This is a genomic window from Paenibacillus sp. Cedars, from assembly GCF_003184205.1.
GTDB classification, from domain to species: domain Bacteria; phylum Bacillota; class Bacilli; order Paenibacillales; family Paenibacillaceae; genus Paenibacillus_AQ; species Paenibacillus_AQ glucanolyticus.
In genome coordinates, this window is sequence record NZ_CP020866.1 from 1,236,774 (window position 1) to 1,257,686 (window position 20,913).

Here is a 20,913-nt window from a genome sequence, read left to right on the forward strand (position 1 = left end):
AATAATGTAATAGGAAGGGGGAAGCACCTTACCTGTCAGGTCGATTGTGGCAGCAGCGCTCTTTTACCGGCAGCGAAACTGATAAGTCCGGCTGCGAGACCAAGAGCGAGCACAACTCCTCCGAGCCATGGATGGTATTGAAGCGTGGATGTCGTGTTTAACATGAAGCCCCCTGCACCCGCTCCTGCAGCTAACCCGAAGTGAACAACAGAGGTGTTCAGGCTGAGAATCAAATTGGAAGAGCCCGGTGCCCGCTGGATAAAATAACTCTGGACAGCGGGACCTGCCGCAAACATGGACAGTACCATGATGCTTATCAGCATGAGTCCAATGAGCGACTTGCCCGAGAGCAGCGGGAGAAGAGCAAATACCCCAATATGAATGAGTGTACTGAGGGTGATCACTCTGGATGGCCCAAACCGGTCGATAGCATACCCACCCAGCTTGGAGCCGATAGCCCCAAAGAGACCGAATACCAGCATCATGAGACTGATGCTTGAAGGCTTGATATGAAAAATATCCTGGATAAACGGGGTAATGTACGTGAACAGCACCGAATTGCCGGATTCCCGGAAGAAGGTGAGAAACAGGGCGCTCAGGATCACTACACTTCCCAGCACTTTGAACTGCTGATGAAAGGGAACGGCCGCGTCTCCTTCGACATCCGGCAGGAGCTTGGCAAGGACAAAGGCAACCAACAGAGTGAGCAGAGCCAGCAGCAGGAAGATGGATTGCCAGTTCAGCATATTGGTTATCGTGATGCCAAGCGGAACTCCAAGCACCATGGCGCTGCTGAACCCGAGAACGATGGTACCGATCGCACGGCCCAATTTATCCGGGGGTACCAATTTGGCTGCGGTTCCCATTGCAGCAACGAGATACACCCCTGAGCTTATCCCCAGGATGATGCGAGAACCCATAAGCAGCCATACATGGCTGCTGGCATAGGATGCGAGACTGCCGACAATGAACAACAGAAGCGAGCCGAGCAGCAACTTTTTACGGTTGATTCGCGATGTGAGCGAAACCAGAAACGGTGTCCCGATGGCGAAGGCAAGTGAATACGCGGTGATTAACTGACCGGCAAGCGCCAGTGAAATATGGAGATCGTCTGCGATTGCATACAGGATACCCGAAACGATCAGTTCAGAGGTGGCGGTAAGAAAGACACCAAGCGCTAATAAATATATCGTGAATGGTTTCATGTAAATTCATCCCTTCGGTTATGGCATCCGGTCTTGCGAATCATGGCTAGCACATGCTGCAGCCGGTTTAGGAAATGCTCGAGATCTCGTTGTGTTTGTATTATAAGCAGAGCACATTTATTATGTAAGAAGGCAAAGCAATTGGACATTATCCAAACATTTTGATTAACTTACTATTCGTAAGCGGTGGGGTGAGGCTGTGGAACCCGTTAGGGAAGAGTTTCAGGAAAAGCCAGCGTTCAATCATATCTGTTCGGTGCTGCAAATTCTTGGTGCCAAATGGGCGTTTCTTGTCATCGCGCAGTTATCCCAAGGACCGAAACGCTTTAACCAGCTTCATCGGGATGCAGCTATCATCAAGACACAATCCTTAACGGATGTGCTTCGACATTTGGAAGGCAGCGGTATCGTAAGGCGCGAGGTTTTCCCTACGGTGCCCGTGTCCGTGGAGTATTCCTTGACGGAGAAGGGGATGGATTTTCTGGACTCTTTGAAGGAAATGGAGAAGTGGGCGGAAAAATGGGGCGTGGAGCAATCCTCATAAGGTTGATAAGTGAAACGATACGGAGTTTAAAAACTCATTTCTTGTTGTTGATGACAGGAAATGAGTTTTCTTTTTTTTGAGAATTTCGTATTCTTATAGATAACATTTTCAGATCTGGAATGAAGTGATGGGGAGGGGGCTGCCGCTTGCGAATCCATAAGATAAACCTGCTGACCAAGCTGTTGATTTCCTATTTGCTTGTCCTGATGTTTCCCGTGATCGTCATCCTGTGTTATTACTATCCCTATTCGGCAGACGTAGTGAAAGAGAAGGAGATGGACTGGAATGCGCATATTACGGAACAGTTCATGACATCAATGGATACCTTTACCCGGTATGTGTACAATCTGCCGTTTGAGCTGGTACAGAATCGGGAGTTCAAGATGTACAAAGCGGAGGAAAGCGACTACCAGCGGGTCATCATCGCCAATGAGATGAAAAAATACAATGCAACCGATGCGTTTATTTACAACACCTTGCTGTATGTGAAGAACATCGGTTATTTGTTTTCCAAAACTGGAAGCGCATACAGTACGGAGGATCTCTCCATTCCTGGGGTCGGCTATTATTATGAAAACTGGGAGCACCAAGATATGATACAGACCCTGAATGATCTCAAAGCCCCTGTCGTCCGGCCGGTAGAGAATGTGGTTGTGCCTGGCAACAATCGTGTCAGAATGCTGACCTTTGTGCAGCCGCTTCCGGTAGGAGGCACCCATTCGCCCGGAGCCGTTATGATTATGGTAAAGGAAGATACGATTGTCCGCATGATGAAGTCTGTTTCAGAGATTTATAGCGGCGATTTCTTTGTATTTGACGGCCAGGGAAGGAGATTGGTCTCTTCCAATGAGACGTCCTACCAGTCTTCCGATGATTTTCGGGCGCTTGTGCAGGGCATAGGGGAGGAACGTTCTCCCACCTCCGGCATCTACGCGATCAGTGGATCGGACTATCTGGTATCCCACTCGGTTTCAGACAAGAACGGCTGGATATATGTCAGTCTGCTGCCTGTATCCGAATCTCTGAAGGGCATTCGAACGATACAGCTGAACACGGTTGTTCTTGTCGGACTGATTCTGCTGCTCGAAGTGTTCATCATCTATGTATCCATCCGTAAAAATTATCAGCCGATTCGGCGTCTGGTTGACCTCGCTGTTCATGTCTTCGAGCCGCAGGAGCGAAGGCCGATGAATGAAATTGATACGATCAAGTACACGCTGGAGGAGCTTTCACAAGCGAATAGCAAGCTGGACGAGCATGTGAAGGGATCCTTGCCGATCATGCGGGACAACCTGCTGTTCGAGCTGGTGAGCGGGCAATATGCAGACTGGGAGGAATGGGAACAGGAAGCCGGAAGGATAGGCATTAGGTTTAAATATGAACACTTCACGGTTGCCGTGGTATGCTGTGAATCGGATGCCGGAGCAACCGAGAAGATCTTGGCGTGCTGCCGCAAATACGAAGAGCTGCTGCCGCACGGGGTGCAGACCTTCTTCTTCAAGAGCATCTATCAGCATGAGCTGATTCTGGCAAGCTCCCATGAGAGTGATTTCCCCCTCGAATCCTGTCTTGAAAGCATGCAAGAGTCATTGTTGAAGCACAATGGACTGCGAACGGTGATTGGCATCGGCAAACCTGTACGAGCACGATCACCGGTGGATATTCATGTGTCGTACCTGCAGGCGCTTCGGACGGCGGAGTTTCTGCGGATACGCAAAACCGGTTCGGTGCTGATATTTGATGACATGGAAATTCCCCAATCTGGCGCCGTATCCTATTTTGCCGAATTTCTGCAGTCGCTTGAGCTCTCGATTCTGAAGAATGATGCCGCGATGCTGGCTTCCTTGTCGGAGCGTATGATCGGGTATTTAAGCAATGACAGTTTACCGCCGCATATGATCCGAAGTGTATACCTGAACACGGTTACCGTTATCTTCAACGGGCTCCAGCGGTTCCGTCATGATGATCAGAGCCTCTTGCGGCTGACCGATGCCGCGTTCAAACATCGCTATACGCTGGAGCAGATGATCGGAATCATCCGGGAAAGCTGTACCAAGCTGTGCGATATGATCAGCGAGACGCTGCCGCTTGCCCGTCCGGCTACCCAAGAGGCGATTCTATCCATCATTGCGGAAAAAGGAATGGATCCGAACTGCTCGCTGCAGATGATGGCCGATTATTTTGATATGTCGGTCTCCAACTTCAGCCATCATTTCAAGAAAACGATGGGGCAAAATTTTAAAGAGTACATTGATCAGCTTCGGATTCAAAAATCCATTCAGCTTCTGCGAGACAGCGAAGAGACGCTTGAAGCTATATCTCAACAGGTGGGGTACACCAGCACCTCGAGTTTTATCCGCTCCTTCAAGAAGATGGTGGGTACAACGCCCGGACAATATCGGAATACACATAAAGCCTGAACGAAAGACCGCTGATGCCGAGATCCACGGCAGCCTCCAAGCGGTCTTTTTGTAAACTTATGCCCTTATATTCCGCCTCGCACGATTTCTTTTCGAAGATGAAAGAGCTTCAATTTTTGAATATATGCAATATTTGAATCCTTCTGGCCGACGGGCAACGGGTGCGGTTGTTGATCCGATAAATATAAGCGCTTTCAAAAAATGAAGATCCTTAAAAAAATGTGCGTTTACGCAGCTCGTCACCTCCAATTAGAGTGAAATGTGTCCGCAGGCAAGGCAAAATTCAAGGCTGCAATCCCTATGGATCAGACCCACAAACCAAACCAGGAGGTAATGAAATGAAGAAAAAGGTAAACGTTTTCATCTCTTTTATCGTCATCACTGCACTGCTGTTAACGGGATGCAGCGGAGCCGGAGACGACCATAACGAATCGGCGGAATCGCCCGGAGACGCATCAGGCAAGAAAGTGAAGTTGACAGCTCTTATTACCAAGCATCCCCTTACGAAACCTCTTGCTGAAATGGAATGGCTGCAGAAGGTTGAGGAAGCGGCAGGCGTGGAGATCGAATGGCAGGAAATCACGGCCGACTGGGGACAGAAAAAAGGAACGATGCTTGCCAGCGGCGATACCCCCGATCTGTTCATCGGGCCGAACGTCATTACAGATGCCGATTTCGCCCAGTTCCAGGGACTGTTCCAGGATCTGTCCAGTATGCTGGATCAGGCACCCAACGTACAGACTATGTTTAATGAAAAACCGGATACCAAAGTGATTGCAACGCAGTCTGACGGCAAAATATACGGTCTCCCGAAATATCAGCGGTTCTGGCCTGCCTCGGCCAGCAGGCAATTCATTAACCAGCAGTGGCTGGATAACCTCGGACTTGGCATGCCGACAACGTGGGATGAATTGTATGAAGTGCTCGTGGCATTCAAAGAGAAGGATGCCAATGGAAATGGCAACCCGAATGACGAGATCCCGATGGATTGGCCGGGAGGCATCGGCGGATACTTTAATCCTGCTGTTCTTCTCGGAAGCATGGGCATCACGCTGACGGACGGCAGCGGGCAGGGCTATTTTGTGGAAGATGGGCAAGTGAAGAATTTTCTGACCGATGATCGGTACAAAACGATGGTTTTGTTCCTGAACAAGCTGTACAAGGCGGGGCTGATTAATCCGGAAGTGTTCACCCATGATTATACAAAATATCAATCTATCGCCCGCGGTGAAGGAGACACGGCCAAGGTCGGCTTCACCTGGGGATGGGTTGCCTCCGACCGTTTCGGTGAGCAGCTGGCACCGCAGTATGCTTCTATGCCGCAGCTCAAAGCATCCGCGGATTACAACGGAAAGCTGTCATGGAGCTATGACTATTACTCCCTGAATTATGGGCCGAACCATATCGTCATGTCCGCCAAGACCAAGAACAAGGAAGCGGCCATGAGATTCATCAATGAGTTATATGCGCCTGAGGTGGGAATGCAGGTGCTGTTTGGCTCCATCGGTCCGAATATTAAAGATAACGGTGACGGTACATATGCCGTTCTGCCTCCAGCTGATGCCAAGATGGACCCGGGTACATGGAAGTGGACCTCGACGATGGCGGATAACGGCGCTTTCTATATACCGGATTCCTTAAAGCTGACACTCGGGACCGATATGCAGGAGGTGCTGGGACAATCGGGGCCACTGGAGCCTGCATTAGAGGTTGACCCTGACAAGGATGTATTCCCCGGCATGTTCATCAAATATTCCACCATCGACAACAACACCATGAGCCTGAACAACACCAACGTGATGAACCTGGCGGAATCCAGCTTTGCGAAATGGGTAACCAAGGGCGGCGTTGAAGCGGAGTGGGATTCGTATATCAAGGAGAGCCAGAAGGCTGGCCTGAAGCAGAATCTTGAGATTATGCAGAAATATTATGATGATTACATGAATCAAAACTAGGAGGGAGGATATGGAATCCCTAAAAAGACGGAACACCTTCAGACGTGATTATCAGCTGTGGATCATGATTTTTCCGGCTATCATCGTCATCCTGCTGTTCAACTATATTCCCATGTACGGAATCCAGCTTGCATTCCGAGATTATGACTTCAGCCAAGGCTTGACCGGAGGCGAGTGGAGGGGGTTTGCCTATTTTCAGCAATTCATCGACAGCTACTTGTTCACGGATCTGATGCGAAATACGTTTCTAATCAGTCTGGCAACGATCGTGCTTGGTTTTCCGGCACCGATCCTGCTGGCCTTGATCCTTAATCAGATTCGCAGAAAAAGAATGAAACAGCTGATGCAGACAACAGTCTATTTGCCCCATTTCATATCCATCATCGTGCTGGTCGGCATGCTGAATGTGCTGTTATCCTCTGAGACCGGGGTTGTCGGCCATTTCATGAAGGCGCTGGGACTCGGTCATATTAATCTGCTGGCCTCCACCTCGACCTTTATCCCGGTGTATGTGCTCTCGGACATATGGCAGCACTGCGGATGGAACAGCATTATCTATCTCGCAGCCCTGTCCACCGTGGACCCCCAGCTGTATGATGCCGCCAAAATCGATGGAGCCAGCCGGTGGCAGACGATCCGGTATGTCGACATACCTGCGCTCATACCAACCATCATCATCCTGTTTATTCTCAGCATGGGGAATATCCTTGGCACCGGCTTCGAGAAAATATTCCTGATGCAGAATCCGCTGAACCTTCCTGTCTCTGAGGTCATTGCAACATACGTTTATAAAATTGGGATCATATCGAATCAATTCAGTTTGGCCTCGGCCATCGGCTTGTTTAATACACTCATCAATTTTGTATTCCTGTATGCGATGAACACCATCTCGAAGAGAATGTCCGAAACGAGCCTATTCTAATGCTTGGGAAAGGAGAAACGGTTGTGGAACATGAATATACCAGAAAGCGCGTCAATGGCAAGGAATTGATGTTCAGAATAACATTGGCATTTCTGTGTGCTTTTATTTTTCTTCTGGTCGCGTACCCGCTCTATTTTATCGTGATTGCTTCCTTCAGCGATTCCACGCTGGTGTCGACGGGGAAGGTCATGTTTATCCCCAAAAACATAAGTTTTTTCGGTTATCAGGAAATCTTCAAGGATATGCGGATCTGGACCGGCTATCGAAATACGTTGTTTTATACGGTCTTCGGCACCCTGATTAATATGCTGTTTACGCTTCCGGCAGCGTACGTGCTGTCCAGAAAAGAGTTTCGTGCAAGGCGGATTATCATGTTGATTTTTGTCATTACGATGTTTTTCAACGGAGGGCTGATCCCCACATACCTGCTGATGAAGGGGCTTGGTCTGACCAATACGATATGGGTGTTTATTCTCCCGTTTTCCGTGAATGTGTTCTATTTGATCATTGCCCGGACGTTTTTTGAGAACTCGCTGCCGCAGGAGCTGCACGAAGCGGCCGTCATGGACGGCTGCTCGCACTTCACCTTTTTTTTCAAAGTGGCGTTGCCGCTGTCCAAAGCCTTGGTATCCGTCATCGGGCTCTATTATTTGGTTGGGCACTGGAATGATTTCTTCACGGCCCTGATCTACATTCGGGATACGAAACTGCAGCCGCTGCAAATTGTTCTGCGGGACATTCTGCTATCGAATCAAGTATTCTCGAGCGGTGCGGGAACAGGGGGAGATGCAGGAGGATACGCTCAAAGATATGCTGACCAGATTAAGTATGGCGTCATTATTGTATCCACGCTTCCGATCCTGCTTATATATCCGTTTATGCAAAAATACTTCGAGAAAGGCGTTATGATCGGCTCTATCAAAGGGTAACTGGTTACGAATACTTGCAGCTGCTGATAAGGACAGAGATCCCCTTCGGGGGATCTTTGTCGTTCATGAGAATCACGGAAATTGCGAACAAGGGACGTACAGGTAACGATTAGCACCCTCGATATAACAAATGTCACCTTCAAAACAGCAGAAACATTTGTTACAATCTATCCAAATTGATGACGCGATAAGGAGTGGGAAGTTTGACCCGCAAAACGATGACGATGGTGCTGATGTTTTTACTCTTTTTTGTAAGCGCTTGCTACAATCAAAAGCAGGACCGTTATGATGTCATCTATCGAATGGAACCGGTAAAAGCGAGCTCATCTTCTTCCATTGAGGATAAAGAGCCCCGTCCCTTTACGATCGGCATCGTTCCCAAGGTGACGGGCATTCCTTACTTTAACGTGGTGGAAGACGGTGCTGTGGAAGCGGCCAAGGATTTGAACGTGAACGTAATCTACGATGGTCCGCTGATTGCCGATGCCGAGCAGCAGATCAAAGTTATCGAAGACATGATCAAGCGAAAGGTCGATCTGCTTGCGATATCGGCTAATGATCCTAAGCGGCTTGTGCCCGTGCTGACCCAGGCCAAGGAACAGGGAATCCGGGTTATCACCTGGGATGCCGATACCCTGCCTGAGGCCAGGGAGCTGTTCGTGAATATGGTGGATCCCGAGACACTCGGCCGCCATCTGCTGGATACGCTCGCCTGGACGATGGGAGAAGAAGGGGAATATGCCATCATGACCGGCGCTCTTTCCGCTTCAAACCTGAACGAATGGATCAAATGGATTCGTTATCAGCAGACGCATTATTATCCTGGCATGGAGCTGGTGGAGATTGCGGCAACGGATGATAATCCGCAACAAGCATACGAGGTCGCCCGGGAGCTGCTTAACAAGCATCCTGATCTAAAGGGGATCATCGGCAATTCCTCGGTAGGACCGCCGGCGGCCGCACAGGTGGTCAGCGAGACGGGCAAGAAGGGCGATATCAAGGTGGTTGGCCTGTCGACACCCAATCTGATGAAATCCTATCTTCAGGACGGCTCCGCCCAGATGGCGACACTATGGAGTCCGAAGAAACTGGGGTATCTGACGGTGGTAATTGCCAAGAATTTGCTGGAAGGCAATCTCCCTGTCCATGGCCAGGAAATCGAGAATGTAGGCAGCATCCGGTTCAACGGGGATGTAGTTATTATGGGCGAGCCGCTTGATTTCACAAGAGAGAACGTGAGCCAATATGACTTCTGAGAGACGGCGGCGGTTAAGGTTTAACCATTACAGGCTGAGCACGAAGCTGATTCTGACCTATATCGTGTTAACCGTGATTCCGATGGCTGTGCTCGGAATCTTCTCCTTTATCCAATATAAGGAATCCATCGAGGAACAGATCGGGGAATACATGCCGCGATTTTTGAGACAGGCGAACGCCAATATCGACAATCATATTGCGGATGTGATGGCGATGCCCAAGCTGCTGCTGAATTCGGAGAATACACTGGCGATCCTGCGCAAGGATTCTTACCAGAGCCAAGCGGATCAGAACAAAGACCAGTATGCGGTGAATAATTATTTGACGCGGACGTACCTGAACGGGAGCAATAGCGACATTCTAGGCGTATTTGTATTATCCAGGAACCGGCTGTTCCACACCTCAAGGATCCCGTTTACCGGTCTGGATTGGGAGAGCATGCTTACGCCGTATGGTCAGGACATGGATTTGAGAGGGAAGGAAAAAATCATTCTTCCCAGCGAGATCAAACTCCGGTTTGACGGGGATATCCCTTATGTCATGATCATGAAGCAGATTCAGGACACGGACAACCGCAAGGACCTGGGTACCATGTTTATAGCGGTGCAGCTCACATTCATCGATCGGATCCTGCTGGACTTTGAGCAGAATGAGGATGCCGAGATTGCCATGGTCAGTCTCAAAGGCGAGGTCATCTACCACACCCGTCATGAGCTTATCGGATCGATGGATATGGCGGTTCATGAGTATCCGATCTGGAACGGGAGCTTCAGGGAAAGCCGGAGCGAGAAGCTGATCAGTGTAACGGAATCGCAGACATTTGACGGAATTCTGGTTCACAGCATTCCCCTTGAGGATCTGACAGCCCGAACGGATTGGACAAGAACACTCAGCATTATGATTTTTAGCGGATTTGTGATCGTGACGACCTGTTTGACGGTTGTGTTTGTGCTGCGTGTGATGAGCCCGATCAAGAAGCTGATTCATCTGATGAAGGAGGTCGAGCGCGGGAAATTCCAGGTTGGCTTGAACATGCAGCGACAGGATGAGGTAGGCATTCTGGTCCGCAGCTTTAATTCGATGATTGCGACCATTCGGGAGCTGATTGAGAAGAACTATGATATCAAAATCCGGCAGAAAGAGGCAGAGCTGTATGCGCTGCAATCGCAGATTGATCCCCACTTTATGTACAACACGCTGGAGACGATCAGCATGGCCGCAGAGGAGGGAGAGAAGGAAGCCGTTGTGGGCATGGTGACACAGCTTGGACGAATGCTGCGGTTCTCGGTAGGCAACAAATCGAGGTTTGTCCCTGTTCGGGAGGAGCTGCAGCATGTCATGGACTATTTGACGATCCAGAAGTTTCGTTTTGAACAGCGGCTGTCGTTTGATATCCTGGAGCCTCACGATTTGGAGTTGTATTATACGCCGAAATTCATCGTGCAGCCGATTGTGGAGAATGCCGTCAAGTATGGACTCGAGTCCCGTGACAAGCTGATTGTCGAAATCCTTGTAAGCAGGGAGCTTGGTCTGCGAAGCGGTATGGAGGATATCGTGATCAAGGTCAGGGATAACGGGCCCGGGATTCCCTCCAGGCGGCTGTTGGAGGTGGAAGAGTCGCTCAGGCAGCAGACCCTCACAGGCAAAGATTCAGAGTTCGGACTGGGGAACGTCAACACCCGGATTGTGATGATGCATGGGCCTCATTATGGCATGCAGCTGCACAGCGTTGAAGGGAAGGGGACCGAGGTCACCCTTCGAATTCCAATGATCCGTTTAGAGGATGTATCTGATCTTGAACAAGATTGAGCAGGGAGGGACAAGGGGATGGAAGCCATACGTACGATCATCGTAGATGATGAGGCACGGATCCGCAGAGGCATTGGACGGTTATTGTCTACTTGCGAAGGAAATTGGGAAGTCGTTGCTGTGCTCTCAAGCGGCTTGGAGGCGCTGGAGTATATGGATCAAAGCCATGGCGACATCGATCTGTTGATTACAGATATCAGAATGCCGGATATGGACGGGCTGACTCTCGTGAAGGAGGCGAAGCGCCGATACACCTTCTACCCGGTTATGATCAGCGGGTACAACGATTTTGAATATATGCAGACCGCCATCCGTGAAGGAGCGGTGGATTATATTATGAAGCCGGTTGACCGGGAGCAGTTCCGGCGACGGATGAAGGAGATCAGTGCGATCATTCTCCAGAATAAGCGAAACCGCCTGCATCTCCATAAGATGGAGCGGGAGTTGAAATTAACGCGGCAAACGCAAATGCTGAGTTACGTCACTTCCGCGGGACTGGATATGGGAAGGCTCGGTTACTGGGTGGAGGATTTTCCGAAGGGCTTGTATGTGCTGTTATATATAAGTCTTGATCCGGTACCGGTCAAGTCCAGAAGCTATACCTCCAAGGATTGGGAGGCCTTTGATTATGCGATGGAAAATATCATCATCGAGGTAGCGGACCGTATGCAGGAGCAATACGAGGGGCGGATGGAAAAATGGTGCTGGAAGGGCGGCGATTCCGACTACTGGGTGATGCTTCACAGTAATGGAAACCCGGAAGCCACTGAAATCGAGCCATCGGCCAGTGATTTATCTGCAAGCATTCGTACAGCCATCGCGCTGCATACGCCATTTAGTGTGTCGGTGTCCTACGGCAATCGAATGGAGGATCTGTATATGCTTCCAGAGGCGCGGCAGCGATCCCTGTCGCTGATGAATTACCGCTTGCTCTACGGCAGTAACCGGACCTTTCACGATGATATGGCCGATTGGGCGGTGGAGCGGATGGACAGTGAGCTTGCCCATTTCGCCCACCGGCTGCGGGCGGTGGCGGAGCAAGCCAATACGGAGGAAGCCGCTGCCTTGTCGCAGCAATTCTTCCAGCGGCTCAGTCAGATCAGCTCCCCGATGACGATTCAATATGCGGTACAGAACGCCTATATTCAAATCCATTCCGTAGGCATTGAATATGTCAGCGGTGATACCGTACCGGTATCGCTCGAGAAGGGGATTCAGTCGTTATCCCGGGCGGCACATTTACATGTGTTGAAAAAGGAGCTGGACACGCTGATTCTTGATGTCATATCCCTGGTGCGCGACTCACGTCAGAGCGGCAGCCTTAAGCCGGTGGAGCAGGCGAAAGCCTGGATCATTGCCCATTTGGGGAGCGATCTTAGCATAAAATCCATTGCCGATCGAGTGTACATGAATCCGTCCTATTTCAGCAGAACCTTCAAGATGCAAACCGGTGTCACGGTGCTGGATTACATTACAAATCTGCGTATGGAGAGGGCCAAAGAGCTGCTGACTGACGCTAAACATAAGGTTTCGGATGTATGCAGTTTAGTCGGATATCAGGATGTGAAGTACTTCAGCCGGCAGTTTAAGCAGCGGTACGGGGAGACGCCTTCGAAGTACAGGGAGCGGCTGGAAGGAGCAGATTAAGAATGAATATCGTGCAGAAGCGAGACGGCCCCTGTCATTTGTGATGGAGGCTGTTGTAGTACCGACATGTGTGGTGCGCTTGTCGATTAAGATATTCATGGAGTGGATACCGGCATAATAGCAATTGATAAGAAATGACGACATGTTGTAATTGGTAGACTAAGGTTAGTCTAATCTCATTCTCATCCATTAAAGGAAACTACTTTATTCACCTAGGAAGGGGAAGCATTATGAACAGGATCAAAGGAGAATTACCGAAAATCGTGACACGAGACGAGTGGCTAGCGGCCCGCAAAGAGCTGCTGACCAAGGAGAAGGAAGCTACCCGCGCGCGGGATGCACTGAACGCCGAACGCCGCCGACTGCCGATGGTCGAGATTGACAAGGAATACGTTTTTGAGGGGCCGGACGGCAAGGCAAGTTTGCGCGACCTGTTTGACGGCCGAAGTCAGCTTATTGTCGGCCATTTCATGTTCGCTCCTGACTGGGAGCAGGGATGCTCGAGCTGCTCGGCCGGAGCTGATGAAATGTCAAGCGGCCACCTCCGGCATCTGCACGCCCGTGATACGTCTTTTGTGTATGTCTCCCTTGCCCCGCTAGCGAAGATTGAACGGTACAAAGAACGCAAGGGATGGACGTTCCCTTGGTATTCCTCGTACGGCAGCGACTTCAACTACGATTTCCATGTCACGCTGGACGAATCCGTCACTCCGCTCGTGTACAATTACCGCAGCAAAATCGAACACGCTCAGGTCGGAGAATCCATATTTGAGGGTAAGCAGCCGATAGAAATGCCCGGTCGCAGCTCCTTCCTGCGGGACGATGACAGAATCTTTCACACCTACTCGGTCTATGCCCGCGGACTCGAGCAAGCTGGCGGCTCGTACTACTTTCTCGATGAGACGGCGCTGGGTCGCCAAGAGTTTTGGGAGGAGCCCAAGGGCCGTACGGTCGCCCCAAGAGGCGCAGTCCCTAACTTCTTGGATTGACTTTGCGGCGTGGTTATTCCCAACTAGCAAGCCTCGGTGCTGAAAACCGACCTTTTTGAACACGCACTGATTTTATTCAATGCTCCAGTTATGTTTGATCCAAAAAAGCTTCCCGTCAATGATGAATTGATGAGGGGCTTTTTTTTATGGGGAGTGAATGCAAACAACGCAAAAGAGAATGAAGAAAACGCAAATGTAGTCAGAAATGACCCCCTTCATAACCGGTTTGTCTACTACAAGGAAAGCGCTTTAATTAGTAACCTAGGATCAGTACAGTAAACTGCGAAACAGCCAACAAAACAGGATTCGGAGGGGTGAGCGATGGCTGGGTACATTCTGGAATTGAAAGGAATCACCAAAATTTTTCCCGGCATCAAGGCGCTGGATAACGTTTATTTCAAGCTCAAGCCAGGCGAGATTCACGCATTGATGGGAGAGAACGGCGCGGGTAAATCCACCTTCATTAAAGTCATTACCGGCGTATATCAGCCTGACGAAGGCGAGGTTTTGTTGAATGGAGAGCATGTAGAGTTTAAGACACCCAATGCTGCCAAGGATCAGGGCATCGCTGCCATATATCAACACGTTACCTGTTATCCGGATCTGTCGGTGACGGAGAATATCTTTATGGGGCATGAAAAAGTAAAGCGGGGAACGAAGCGGATTCTCTGGCAAGAGATGCATGAGGAGGCGCAGCGGCTGCTATCCGAGCTCGGGGCAACCTTCAGTGCCAAGACGCTGATGGGGGCGCTCAGCATTGCAGAACAGCAGATCGTAGAGATTGCCAAGGCGCTGTCCTCCAATGCCAAGATCATCATCATGGATGAGCCGACCGCAGCGCTGACCAACCGCGAAAGCGAGGAGTTGTACCGGATAACCGAACAACTGCGGGATAAGGGAGCTGCCATCATCTTCATTTCCCACCGGTTTGAGGACATGTACCGGCTTGCCAGCAAAGTTACCGTGTTCCGCGACTCCAAATATATCGGAACCTGGAATGTGAATGAGATCTCCAATTCGGATCTGATTGTAGCAATGGTTGGACGGGAGATTACCCAGCTATTCCCCAAAAAAGAAGCAGCTCTAGGGGAAGAATTGCTGCGGGTAGAAGGGCTGTCGAAGACGGGGTATTTTGCGGACATCAGCTTTATGCTCCATCGGGGCGAAATATTAGGCTTGACCGGTCTCGTAGGAGCGGGAAGGACGGAGGTATGCCAGGCGTTGTTTGGAATCGAACCCTATGATGAGGGCAGCGTTTTCTTCAAAGGGCAGCCTGTTCGAATTCGGAGTCCGCTTGATGCGATGCGCAAGGGAATCGGATACCTGCCGGAGGATCGGCAGAAGCAAGGGCTGGTGCTGGACTGGAGCATTGCCCGCAATATTACCTTGTCCTCGCTGGAGCATGTGAGCAAGCGGGGGACGATCGATACGGCCGCGGAAGCGGATATAGCCAAGCGAATTGCCGAGAAGGTCGGTGTGAAAGCCAAGAGTATATTCGATCTGGCAAGCTCGCTCTCCGGCGGCAATCAGCAGAAGGTGGTATTCGCCAAGCTGCTCACCAGTGAGCTGGACGTCATCATTCTGGATGAACCGACCAAGGGGGTCGATGTCGGCGCCAAATCATCTATCTATGAGATGATCAGCGATCTGGCTGCGCAAGGTTACGGCATTATCATGGTTTCTTCTGAAATGCCGGAGATTATTGGCATGTGCGACAGAGTTGCTGTCATGCGCGAGGGACGAATCACGGCATTTCTGGATCGTCCTTCAATTTCGCAAGAGGCGATTTTACAACATGCGATGGCGGATGAAGCTCCCCTGAATAAACGAGCATAGAAGGTGGGAGAGAACCTATGGAAGACAAGGGCACAGGTGCAACAATCGCAGCTTCACAGCCCGCTACGGGAGGGACAGTCAAGACACGATCTTTTGCATCGAATATTTCGAAGTTCAGGGAAGTGGGGTTGCTCGGTTTCATCGTGCTGTTATCGATTGCGGTGCAGATCAGGAACCCGAGCTTTCTGACCCTTGAGAACATCAGCGATATGGCAACCAATACGGCTATATTAAGCATTTTGGCAGTAGGGATGATGCTGGTTATTGTCACTCGGGGCATTGATCTGTCCATTGGTGCCATTTTAGCGCTGTCCGGTATGACTGCAGCACTCACAGTCGGGGCATTCCCGGACCTGCACCCGGCACTGGTCATTATGCTGGGAACGGCGGTAGGTTGGATCAGCGGGTTGGTCGTAGGTTTCCTGGTGGCGAAGGTGGGCATTCTGCCGATTATTGCGACACTCGGGATGATGAATGTGTTCCGAGGGTTGACATATATGATCAGCGGGGGAAAATGGGTCAGCGCCCATCAAATGCCGAGCAGCTTCAAAGGTATTGCCACCGGCAGCTTCCTCGGCGTGAACAACCTGATTCTCATTGCCATTGTTATTTATCTGGTTGCGTATTATTTCATTCAGCATACTCGTACAGGTCGACAAATTTATGCGGTGGGCAGTAACCCCGATTCCGCCCGGATCAGCGGGATCAAGTCGGACCGCATTATCTGGCTGGTCTATGCCATTATGGGCTCCTTGGCCGGTCTGGCAGGGGTGCTGTGGGTATCCAAATTCGCGTCCGCCCAAGGGGACACGGCATCCGGGTACGAACTAAGCGTGATCGCAGCCTGCGTGCTTGGCGGTGTCAGCATCGCTGGCGGCTCGGGCAAAATATCCGGCATTCTCTTAGGCTCCATCCTGTTTGGCATCTTGAATAATGCTCTGCCGCTAATCAACGTATCGCCATTCTGGCAGATGGGCATTCAGGGAGGCGTCATTCTGATTGCCATTTTGGTGAATGCGTTTGTGAAGCGCGGGGTAGACCGAAGTCATTTGATGAGGAGGAGAATTTAAGACGATGGAAACAAGAGTGCTCATCCATAAACAGGATTTTTCCTGGAAACGCTTCTTTCTCCAATGGGAATGGATGCTGGTTCTTCTGTTTATCGCAATCCATGTCATGAACATGAATTTGTCCGAGTATTACTGGGATTCGGCAAATCTGCGTGATGCCACCATGGGGTTTTTGGATAAAGCGTTCATTGTACTCCCGATGGTGTTCATCATGATTCTGGGGGATATCGATATTTCGGTAGCTTCGATCATCGCTCTGTCATCGACGGTGATGGCTGATCTGTATAACCATGGTGTGCCCATGAGTTTTGCCATGCTGATCTGTCTTGGTGTCGGTATCCTCTGCGGCTTCATTAACGGTCTGCTGATCGTGAAGTTTAAAGAGCTGTCAGCGGTCATTGTGACCTTGTCCACCATGATCATTTATCGGGGTATTGCTTACATTATGCTGGAGGATCAGGCTGCAGGCTCGTTCCCGGAATGGTTCAGCTTCCTCGGCTGGGGTTACGTGGGCCCGATTCCCTTCATTCTGATTGTATTTGCTATCTTTGCCGCAGGGTTCGGCTGGCTGCTCCACAAAACGAAGTTCGGGCGCAGCGTGTATGCGATGGGCAGCAATTCGACGGCAAGCCGTTTCTCCGGTATTCAGGTGAATAAGATCAAGATGATGGTGTTTACCTTGACCGGGCTCATGTCGGCAATTGCGGCCTTGTTCCTTGCCTCCAGAATGGGCAGCACCAGACCGAATGTAGCGACAGGCTACGAGTTGGACGTCATTGCCATGGTAGTACTTGGCGGTATCAGTACAGCAGGCGGGAAGGGGCGCATGATCGGTGCGATTTTGGCGATATTCCTGATTGGCTTCCTTCGCTACGGACTCGGACTTGTTAACGTACAGGCCCAGGTGCTGCTCGTCATTATCGGACTGCTGCTTATCGTTGCCGTAGCTGTTCCCAAGCTGAAATTTGGCAAAGGGTTATCACGTAAGGGCTAGTACGGATTTACATGTTGGTAGATGCTGGCGTTTCAAGCGTCGGTGATACGCATAGAACATGATATATAAAAGGGAGGAACGACGGATGAAGAAGTGGGTATCCACCATACTGACAGCGGTTATGGTCATGAGCTTGCTGGCGGCATGCAGCACGAAAGCGCCTGGAGAGAGCAGTGCTTCTGCGGGAGATGGCAACAAGGACGGTAAGAAAAAACACGCCATTATTTTCAAAAACACAGGAAATCCATACGGTGAGAAAATGATGGAGGGTTTCAAGAATGCGGTGGAGGAGCAAGGGAATGAAGCTATTCTGAAGGCTCCGGATCAACCGACAGCTGAAGCGCAGATTCAGATGATCGAAGAGCTGATCTCACAAAAAGTCGACAGCATCTCCGTGGCTGCCAACGACGAGGATGCCTTGCAGCCAGCGCTGAAAAAAGCGATGAACGCGGGAATTCAAGTGCTGTCTCTGGATTCGGCACTGAATCCGGCCAGCCGCAAGGTCCATGTCAACCAAGCCGACCCTGAGCGTATCGGTCGTACCTTGATTCAAGGGGTAGCCGAAATGATTGGCAATGAGGGACAGATTGCCATTCTGAGTGCGACATCCCAAGCATCAAACCAGAACATCTGGATCGAATGGATGAAGAAGGAACTGGAAGATCCGAAATACAGCAGCATCGAGCTTGTCAAAGTGGCTTACGGGGATGACCTGCGTGATAAGAGTGTGTCCGAGACAGAGGCTCTGTTGAAATCGTATCCGGATCTCAAGGGGATCATCGCTCCCACCACTGTCGGTATCGCTGCGGCAGGCAAAGTGCTGACTGATAAAGGCCTGAAAGGCAAGGTGCAGCTGACCGGTCTGGGGCTTCCAAGCGAGATGGCCGAGTACATTCAGAGCGGTGTCAGCCAGTGGATGTATTTATGGAACCCGATTGATGTTGGTTATATGACGGGTTACACGGCGGATGCTTTGGTCAAAGGCGATATTACCGGGGCCGTAGGCAACAAGTTTACGGCCGGCGAATTGGGTGAGAAGGAGATTGTCGCCGACGGTGAGGGTACGCAGATCATGCTGGGCGACCCGTTCAAATTCGACGCCTCGAATATTGCCGAGTGGAAAGACGTGTACTAATAGCACGCCGCGTAAAGCTGATAAGTTAAGGCGCTCTGTGCATTAGGGGCGCAGCTTGAGCATGTTAAGTGATGGGCGAGTAAAGTAGAGAGCAAGTAAAGTAATAAGTAAGTGAAGTAGTGAGCAAGAAAAGTAGAGAGCAAGTAAAGTAATAAGTAAGTGAAGTAGTGAGCAAGTAAAGTAGAGAGCAAGTAAAATGATGAGCATGTAAGTAATGAGCGAGGAAGCCGATCCAGCCGGATCGGCTTTTTAAAGTTGAACAGATCGTCAGGCTGTATGAAGCGCCGATTGATCGGATTTCAGAATGTATTCACCGGCGAGGACATGGAGTGATTTCTAACGGACACAGCAGGCGTATTATCGAAAAGCTCCTATCACAATTGTAACGGACAGTAGGCGTTATTAGAACCTCTCATTCGAAAGCAACGGACACAGTAGGCGTTATAGTCGTGAGAACCTCTTTTGCAAATATAACGGACACAAGAGGCGTTATTTTCGAAAATAAGCATCTTTTCCAAATGTAACGGACACAGCAGGCGTTATGAAGTCGTTTCATCGCTTGTTTGCCCCTTTTTTGTGTAAATAACGCTCTTCAGGTCCGTTATCTTTTTCAAATGGAGCATTTCTTTCGAATAGCGCCTTATCAGTCCGCTAGGGATTCAGATATGAATCATTATATTTGTTTCGACATCCATAGAATATTTTGGTTCTCGATCTCATTAATATGATAATGTCGCTGATCGGTTACGATGGCGAACGAATTCATAAAGGGGATGATGAGATTTATGAAGAAGGCACGCTCACGTTCGCGCAGGCTGAAGAAAACGACCATGACTGTCATGGCACTGCTGCTGTTGCTGGGCACGTTTGTTACATGGGGCATCGCGAGCGCCGAACCGCAAACCTCGCCCGGTGAGGCGTCAGCCGGTGAAGTTGCGGTGCTTGCCGAGTGTGCGGCCGTACCATGGAGTACAGGAAGCGCCTATAGCAGCGGGGCCGAGGTATCACATGCAGGCAAGCTATGGAGGGCCAAGTGGTGGACGACAGGCGAGGAGCCAGGTACAACCGGACAATGGGGAGTATGGGAAGACAAGGGGCCATGCGGACCGGGTGAAGGGGATGGCGGAGGAAGCGCTCCGCCGGAGGTGCCTTCTGATGCGATTGCTTGCTCAACAACTTCATGTCTACAGAGTGCATTGAAGAATGTGGTTCCTGGTAAACGCATCGTTCTGGCGCCGGGTACATACACAGGGAGCTTCTCGTCCACGGTTAAAGGGACTGCACAGCAACCGGTTGTCATTGAGAGCCAGGATCCGGCGAATCCGGCCATTATTTCTGGTTACTCTACGGGCTCGGGGTATAGCTTACGGGTTCAAGGTGACTATTGGATCATCCGAAACTTGAAGTTTACCAATGCACAGAAGGGCATTCTGCTGGATAATTCCAATTACAGCCGCATAACGAGTGTGGAGGTTTACAATATCGGTTATGAAGCTGTGCATTTTCGGGACGGCACCTCGTACAGCACGATTGAGAATTCCCGTATTCATAATACCGGCAAGACAGGCGCGGGCTTCGGAGAAGGCGTATACGTAGGTTCCGCGGAGGGAGCGAGCTACAACCAGAACACCCACTACAATACGATTCGTAATGTCACTTTCGGTCCAAATATTACGGCAGAGCACATCGATATCAAGGAGAGATCCATCGGGACATTGGTGGAGAATTGCACCTTCCATGGCGAGGGAATTAGCGGCGCCAATTATGCCGACAGCTTCATCGATGTGAAGGGGAATAACGCGATTATTCGGAATAATGCGGCTTATCAGAATGGCAACAGTGTCATTGTAGATGCGTTTCAGCTGCATGAGATCGTTCCAGGATGGGGGATCAATAATACCTTTACGGGCAATACCGTTTACTTGAGCGATCCAGCTGTGTACGTAATCGGTGCGTATAATAATACCTCAGCTACGGCCTCTCAGAATACGAGAAGTCCGGCAGGGAACATGTACAAAGGGAACGTAACAGTCCAATAGCCGTGGAGGAAGCACCCGAGTAACGATAACAACGATGGTCTGTATCTGTGTAGCGGCATAGGCATAGTTTAGTAAACTGGGGAAAAAGCACCCGAGGTAACGACAACAATGACAGACCCGTATGCCATGAATCGGCATGCGGGTCTATCGTTGCCGTAACAT

General features: G+C 50.3%; 15 protein-coding genes. 14 read left to right on the plus strand and 1 reads right to left on the minus strand.

The features are described from left to right. Window positions 1–35 precede the first annotated feature (35 nt). Window positions 36–1,205, minus strand: coding sequence for an MFS transporter (locus tag B9D94_RS07430; RefSeq protein WP_148246733.1), 1,170 nt, complete (start codon window positions 1,203–1,205; stop codon window positions 36–38). Window positions 1,206–1,404: 199 nt separating this feature from the next. Between B9D94_RS07430 and B9D94_RS07435 the strand changes: the two genes are divergently transcribed. The 14 genes from B9D94_RS07435 to B9D94_RS07505 all read left to right on the plus strand — a co-directional run bounded on the left by B9D94_RS07435 (window position 1,405) and on the right by B9D94_RS07505 (window position 20,751). Beyond that, a complete protein-coding gene (locus B9D94_RS07435) occupies window positions 1,405–1,749 on the plus strand; it encodes a winged helix-turn-helix transcriptional regulator (RefSeq protein ID WP_006211889.1) in 345 nt (114 codons plus the stop codon). Between the two features lie 146 nt (window positions 1,750–1,895). After that, window positions 1,896–4,169, plus strand: a complete 2,274-nt coding sequence (locus B9D94_RS07440; protein WP_148246734.1) for a helix-turn-helix domain-containing protein — start codon at window positions 1,896–1,898, stop codon at window positions 4,167–4,169. Window positions 4,170–4,507: 338 nt separating this feature from the next. Further along, the gene (locus tag B9D94_RS07445) at window positions 4,508–6,124 is read left to right on the plus strand and encodes an ABC transporter substrate-binding protein (RefSeq protein ID WP_148246735.1); all 1,617 of its coding nucleotides are present in this window, start codon (window positions 4,508–4,510) and stop codon (window positions 6,122–6,124) included. 10 nt (window positions 6,125–6,134) lie between these two features. Further along, entirely contained in the window at window positions 6,135–7,046 is a 912-nt protein-coding gene (locus B9D94_RS07450) for an ABC transporter permease (RefSeq protein WP_148246736.1), read from the plus strand. Beyond that, the gene (locus tag B9D94_RS07455; RefSeq protein WP_036641450.1) at window positions 7,046–7,975 is read left to right on the plus strand and encodes a carbohydrate ABC transporter permease; all 930 of its coding nucleotides are present in this window, start codon (window positions 7,046–7,048) and stop codon (window positions 7,973–7,975) included. Before B9D94_RS07450 ends, B9D94_RS07455 begins: the two co-directional genes overlap by 1 nt. 194 nt (window positions 7,976–8,169) lie before the next feature. Continuing rightward, window positions 8,170–9,231: an autoinducer 2 ABC transporter substrate-binding protein gene (locus tag B9D94_RS07460; RefSeq protein WP_235187413.1), complete on the plus strand. Its 1,062-nt coding sequence runs from the start codon at window positions 8,170–8,172 to the stop codon at window positions 9,229–9,231. Further along, on the plus strand, window positions 9,221–11,041 hold the full coding sequence (locus B9D94_RS07465) for a cache domain-containing sensor histidine kinase (protein WP_006211885.1): 1,821 nt from the start codon (window positions 9,221–9,223) through the stop codon (window positions 11,039–11,041). Before B9D94_RS07460 ends, B9D94_RS07465 begins: the two co-directional genes overlap by 11 nt. An 18-nt stretch (window positions 11,042–11,059) precedes the next feature. Next, the gene (locus B9D94_RS07470) at window positions 11,060–12,688 is read left to right on the plus strand and encodes a response regulator transcription factor (protein WP_148246737.1); all 1,629 of its coding nucleotides are present in this window, start codon (window positions 11,060–11,062) and stop codon (window positions 12,686–12,688) included. Between the two features lie 230 nt (window positions 12,689–12,918). After that, complete coding sequence (locus B9D94_RS07475) at window positions 12,919–13,677, plus strand: DUF899 domain-containing protein (RefSeq protein ID WP_148246738.1); 759 nt, start codon at window positions 12,919–12,921, stop codon at window positions 13,675–13,677. A gap of 321 nt (window positions 13,678–13,998) precedes the next feature. Beyond that, complete coding sequence (locus B9D94_RS07485) at window positions 13,999–15,513, plus strand: sugar ABC transporter ATP-binding protein (protein ID WP_063480269.1); 1,515 nt, start codon at window positions 13,999–14,001, stop codon at window positions 15,511–15,513. 17 nt (window positions 15,514–15,530) lie between these two features. Continuing rightward, entirely contained in the window at window positions 15,531–16,583 is a 1,053-nt protein-coding gene (locus B9D94_RS07490; RefSeq protein WP_172963920.1) for an ABC transporter permease, read from the plus strand. A 4-nt stretch (window positions 16,584–16,587) separates the two neighbouring features. Beyond that, on the plus strand, window positions 16,588–17,577 hold the full coding sequence (locus B9D94_RS07495; RefSeq protein ID WP_148246740.1) for an ABC transporter permease: 990 nt from the start codon (window positions 16,588–16,590) through the stop codon (window positions 17,575–17,577). Window positions 17,578–17,662: 85 nt separating this feature from the next. Further along, on the plus strand, window positions 17,663–18,712 hold the full coding sequence (gene rhaS, locus B9D94_RS07500; RefSeq protein WP_006211878.1) for a rhamnose ABC transporter substrate-binding protein: 1,050 nt from the start codon (window positions 17,663–17,665) through the stop codon (window positions 18,710–18,712). Window positions 18,713–19,497: 785 nt separating this feature from the next. Continuing rightward, window positions 19,498–20,751 (plus strand): right-handed parallel beta-helix repeat-containing protein, encoded by a 1,254-nt coding sequence (locus B9D94_RS07505; protein WP_148246741.1) that lies wholly within the window; start codon window positions 19,498–19,500, stop codon window positions 20,749–20,751. The last annotated feature ends 162 nt before the right edge of the window (window positions 20,752–20,913 follow it).

Excerpts from the sequence above, each read along its gene's own strand:
- B9D94_RS07430 (WP_148246733.1), bottom strand. The coding sequence starts at position 1,205 with ATGAAACCATTCACGATATATTTATTAGCGCTTGGTGTCTTTCTTACC.
- B9D94_RS07445 (WP_148246735.1), top strand. The coding sequence starts at position 4,508 with ATGAAGAAAAAGGTAAACGTTTTCATCTCTTTTATCGTCATCACTGCA.
- B9D94_RS07450 (WP_148246736.1), top strand. The coding sequence starts at position 6,135 with ATGGAATCCCTAAAAAGACGGAACACCTTCAGACGTGATTATCAGCTG.
- B9D94_RS07455 (WP_036641450.1), top strand. The coding sequence starts at position 7,046 with ATGCTTGGGAAAGGAGAAACGGTTGTGGAACATGAATATACCAGAAAG.
- B9D94_RS07465 (WP_006211885.1), top strand. The coding sequence starts at position 9,221 with ATGACTTCTGAGAGACGGCGGCGGTTAAGGTTTAACCATTACAGGCTG.
- B9D94_RS07470 (WP_148246737.1), top strand. The coding sequence starts at position 11,060 with ATGGAAGCCATACGTACGATCATCGTAGATGATGAGGCACGGATCCGC.
- B9D94_RS07475 (WP_148246738.1), top strand. The coding sequence starts at position 12,919 with ATGAACAGGATCAAAGGAGAATTACCGAAAATCGTGACACGAGACGAG.
- B9D94_RS07485 (WP_063480269.1), top strand. The coding sequence starts at position 13,999 with ATGGCTGGGTACATTCTGGAATTGAAAGGAATCACCAAAATTTTTCCC.
- B9D94_RS07490 (WP_172963920.1), top strand. The coding sequence starts at position 15,531 with ATGGAAGACAAGGGCACAGGTGCAACAATCGCAGCTTCACAGCCCGCT.
- B9D94_RS07495 (WP_148246740.1), top strand. The coding sequence starts at position 16,588 with ATGGAAACAAGAGTGCTCATCCATAAACAGGATTTTTCCTGGAAACGC.
- rhaS (WP_006211878.1), top strand. The coding sequence starts at position 17,663 with ATGAAGAAGTGGGTATCCACCATACTGACAGCGGTTATGGTCATGAGC.
- B9D94_RS07505 (WP_148246741.1), top strand. The coding sequence starts at position 19,498 with ATGAAGAAGGCACGCTCACGTTCGCGCAGGCTGAAGAAAACGACCATG.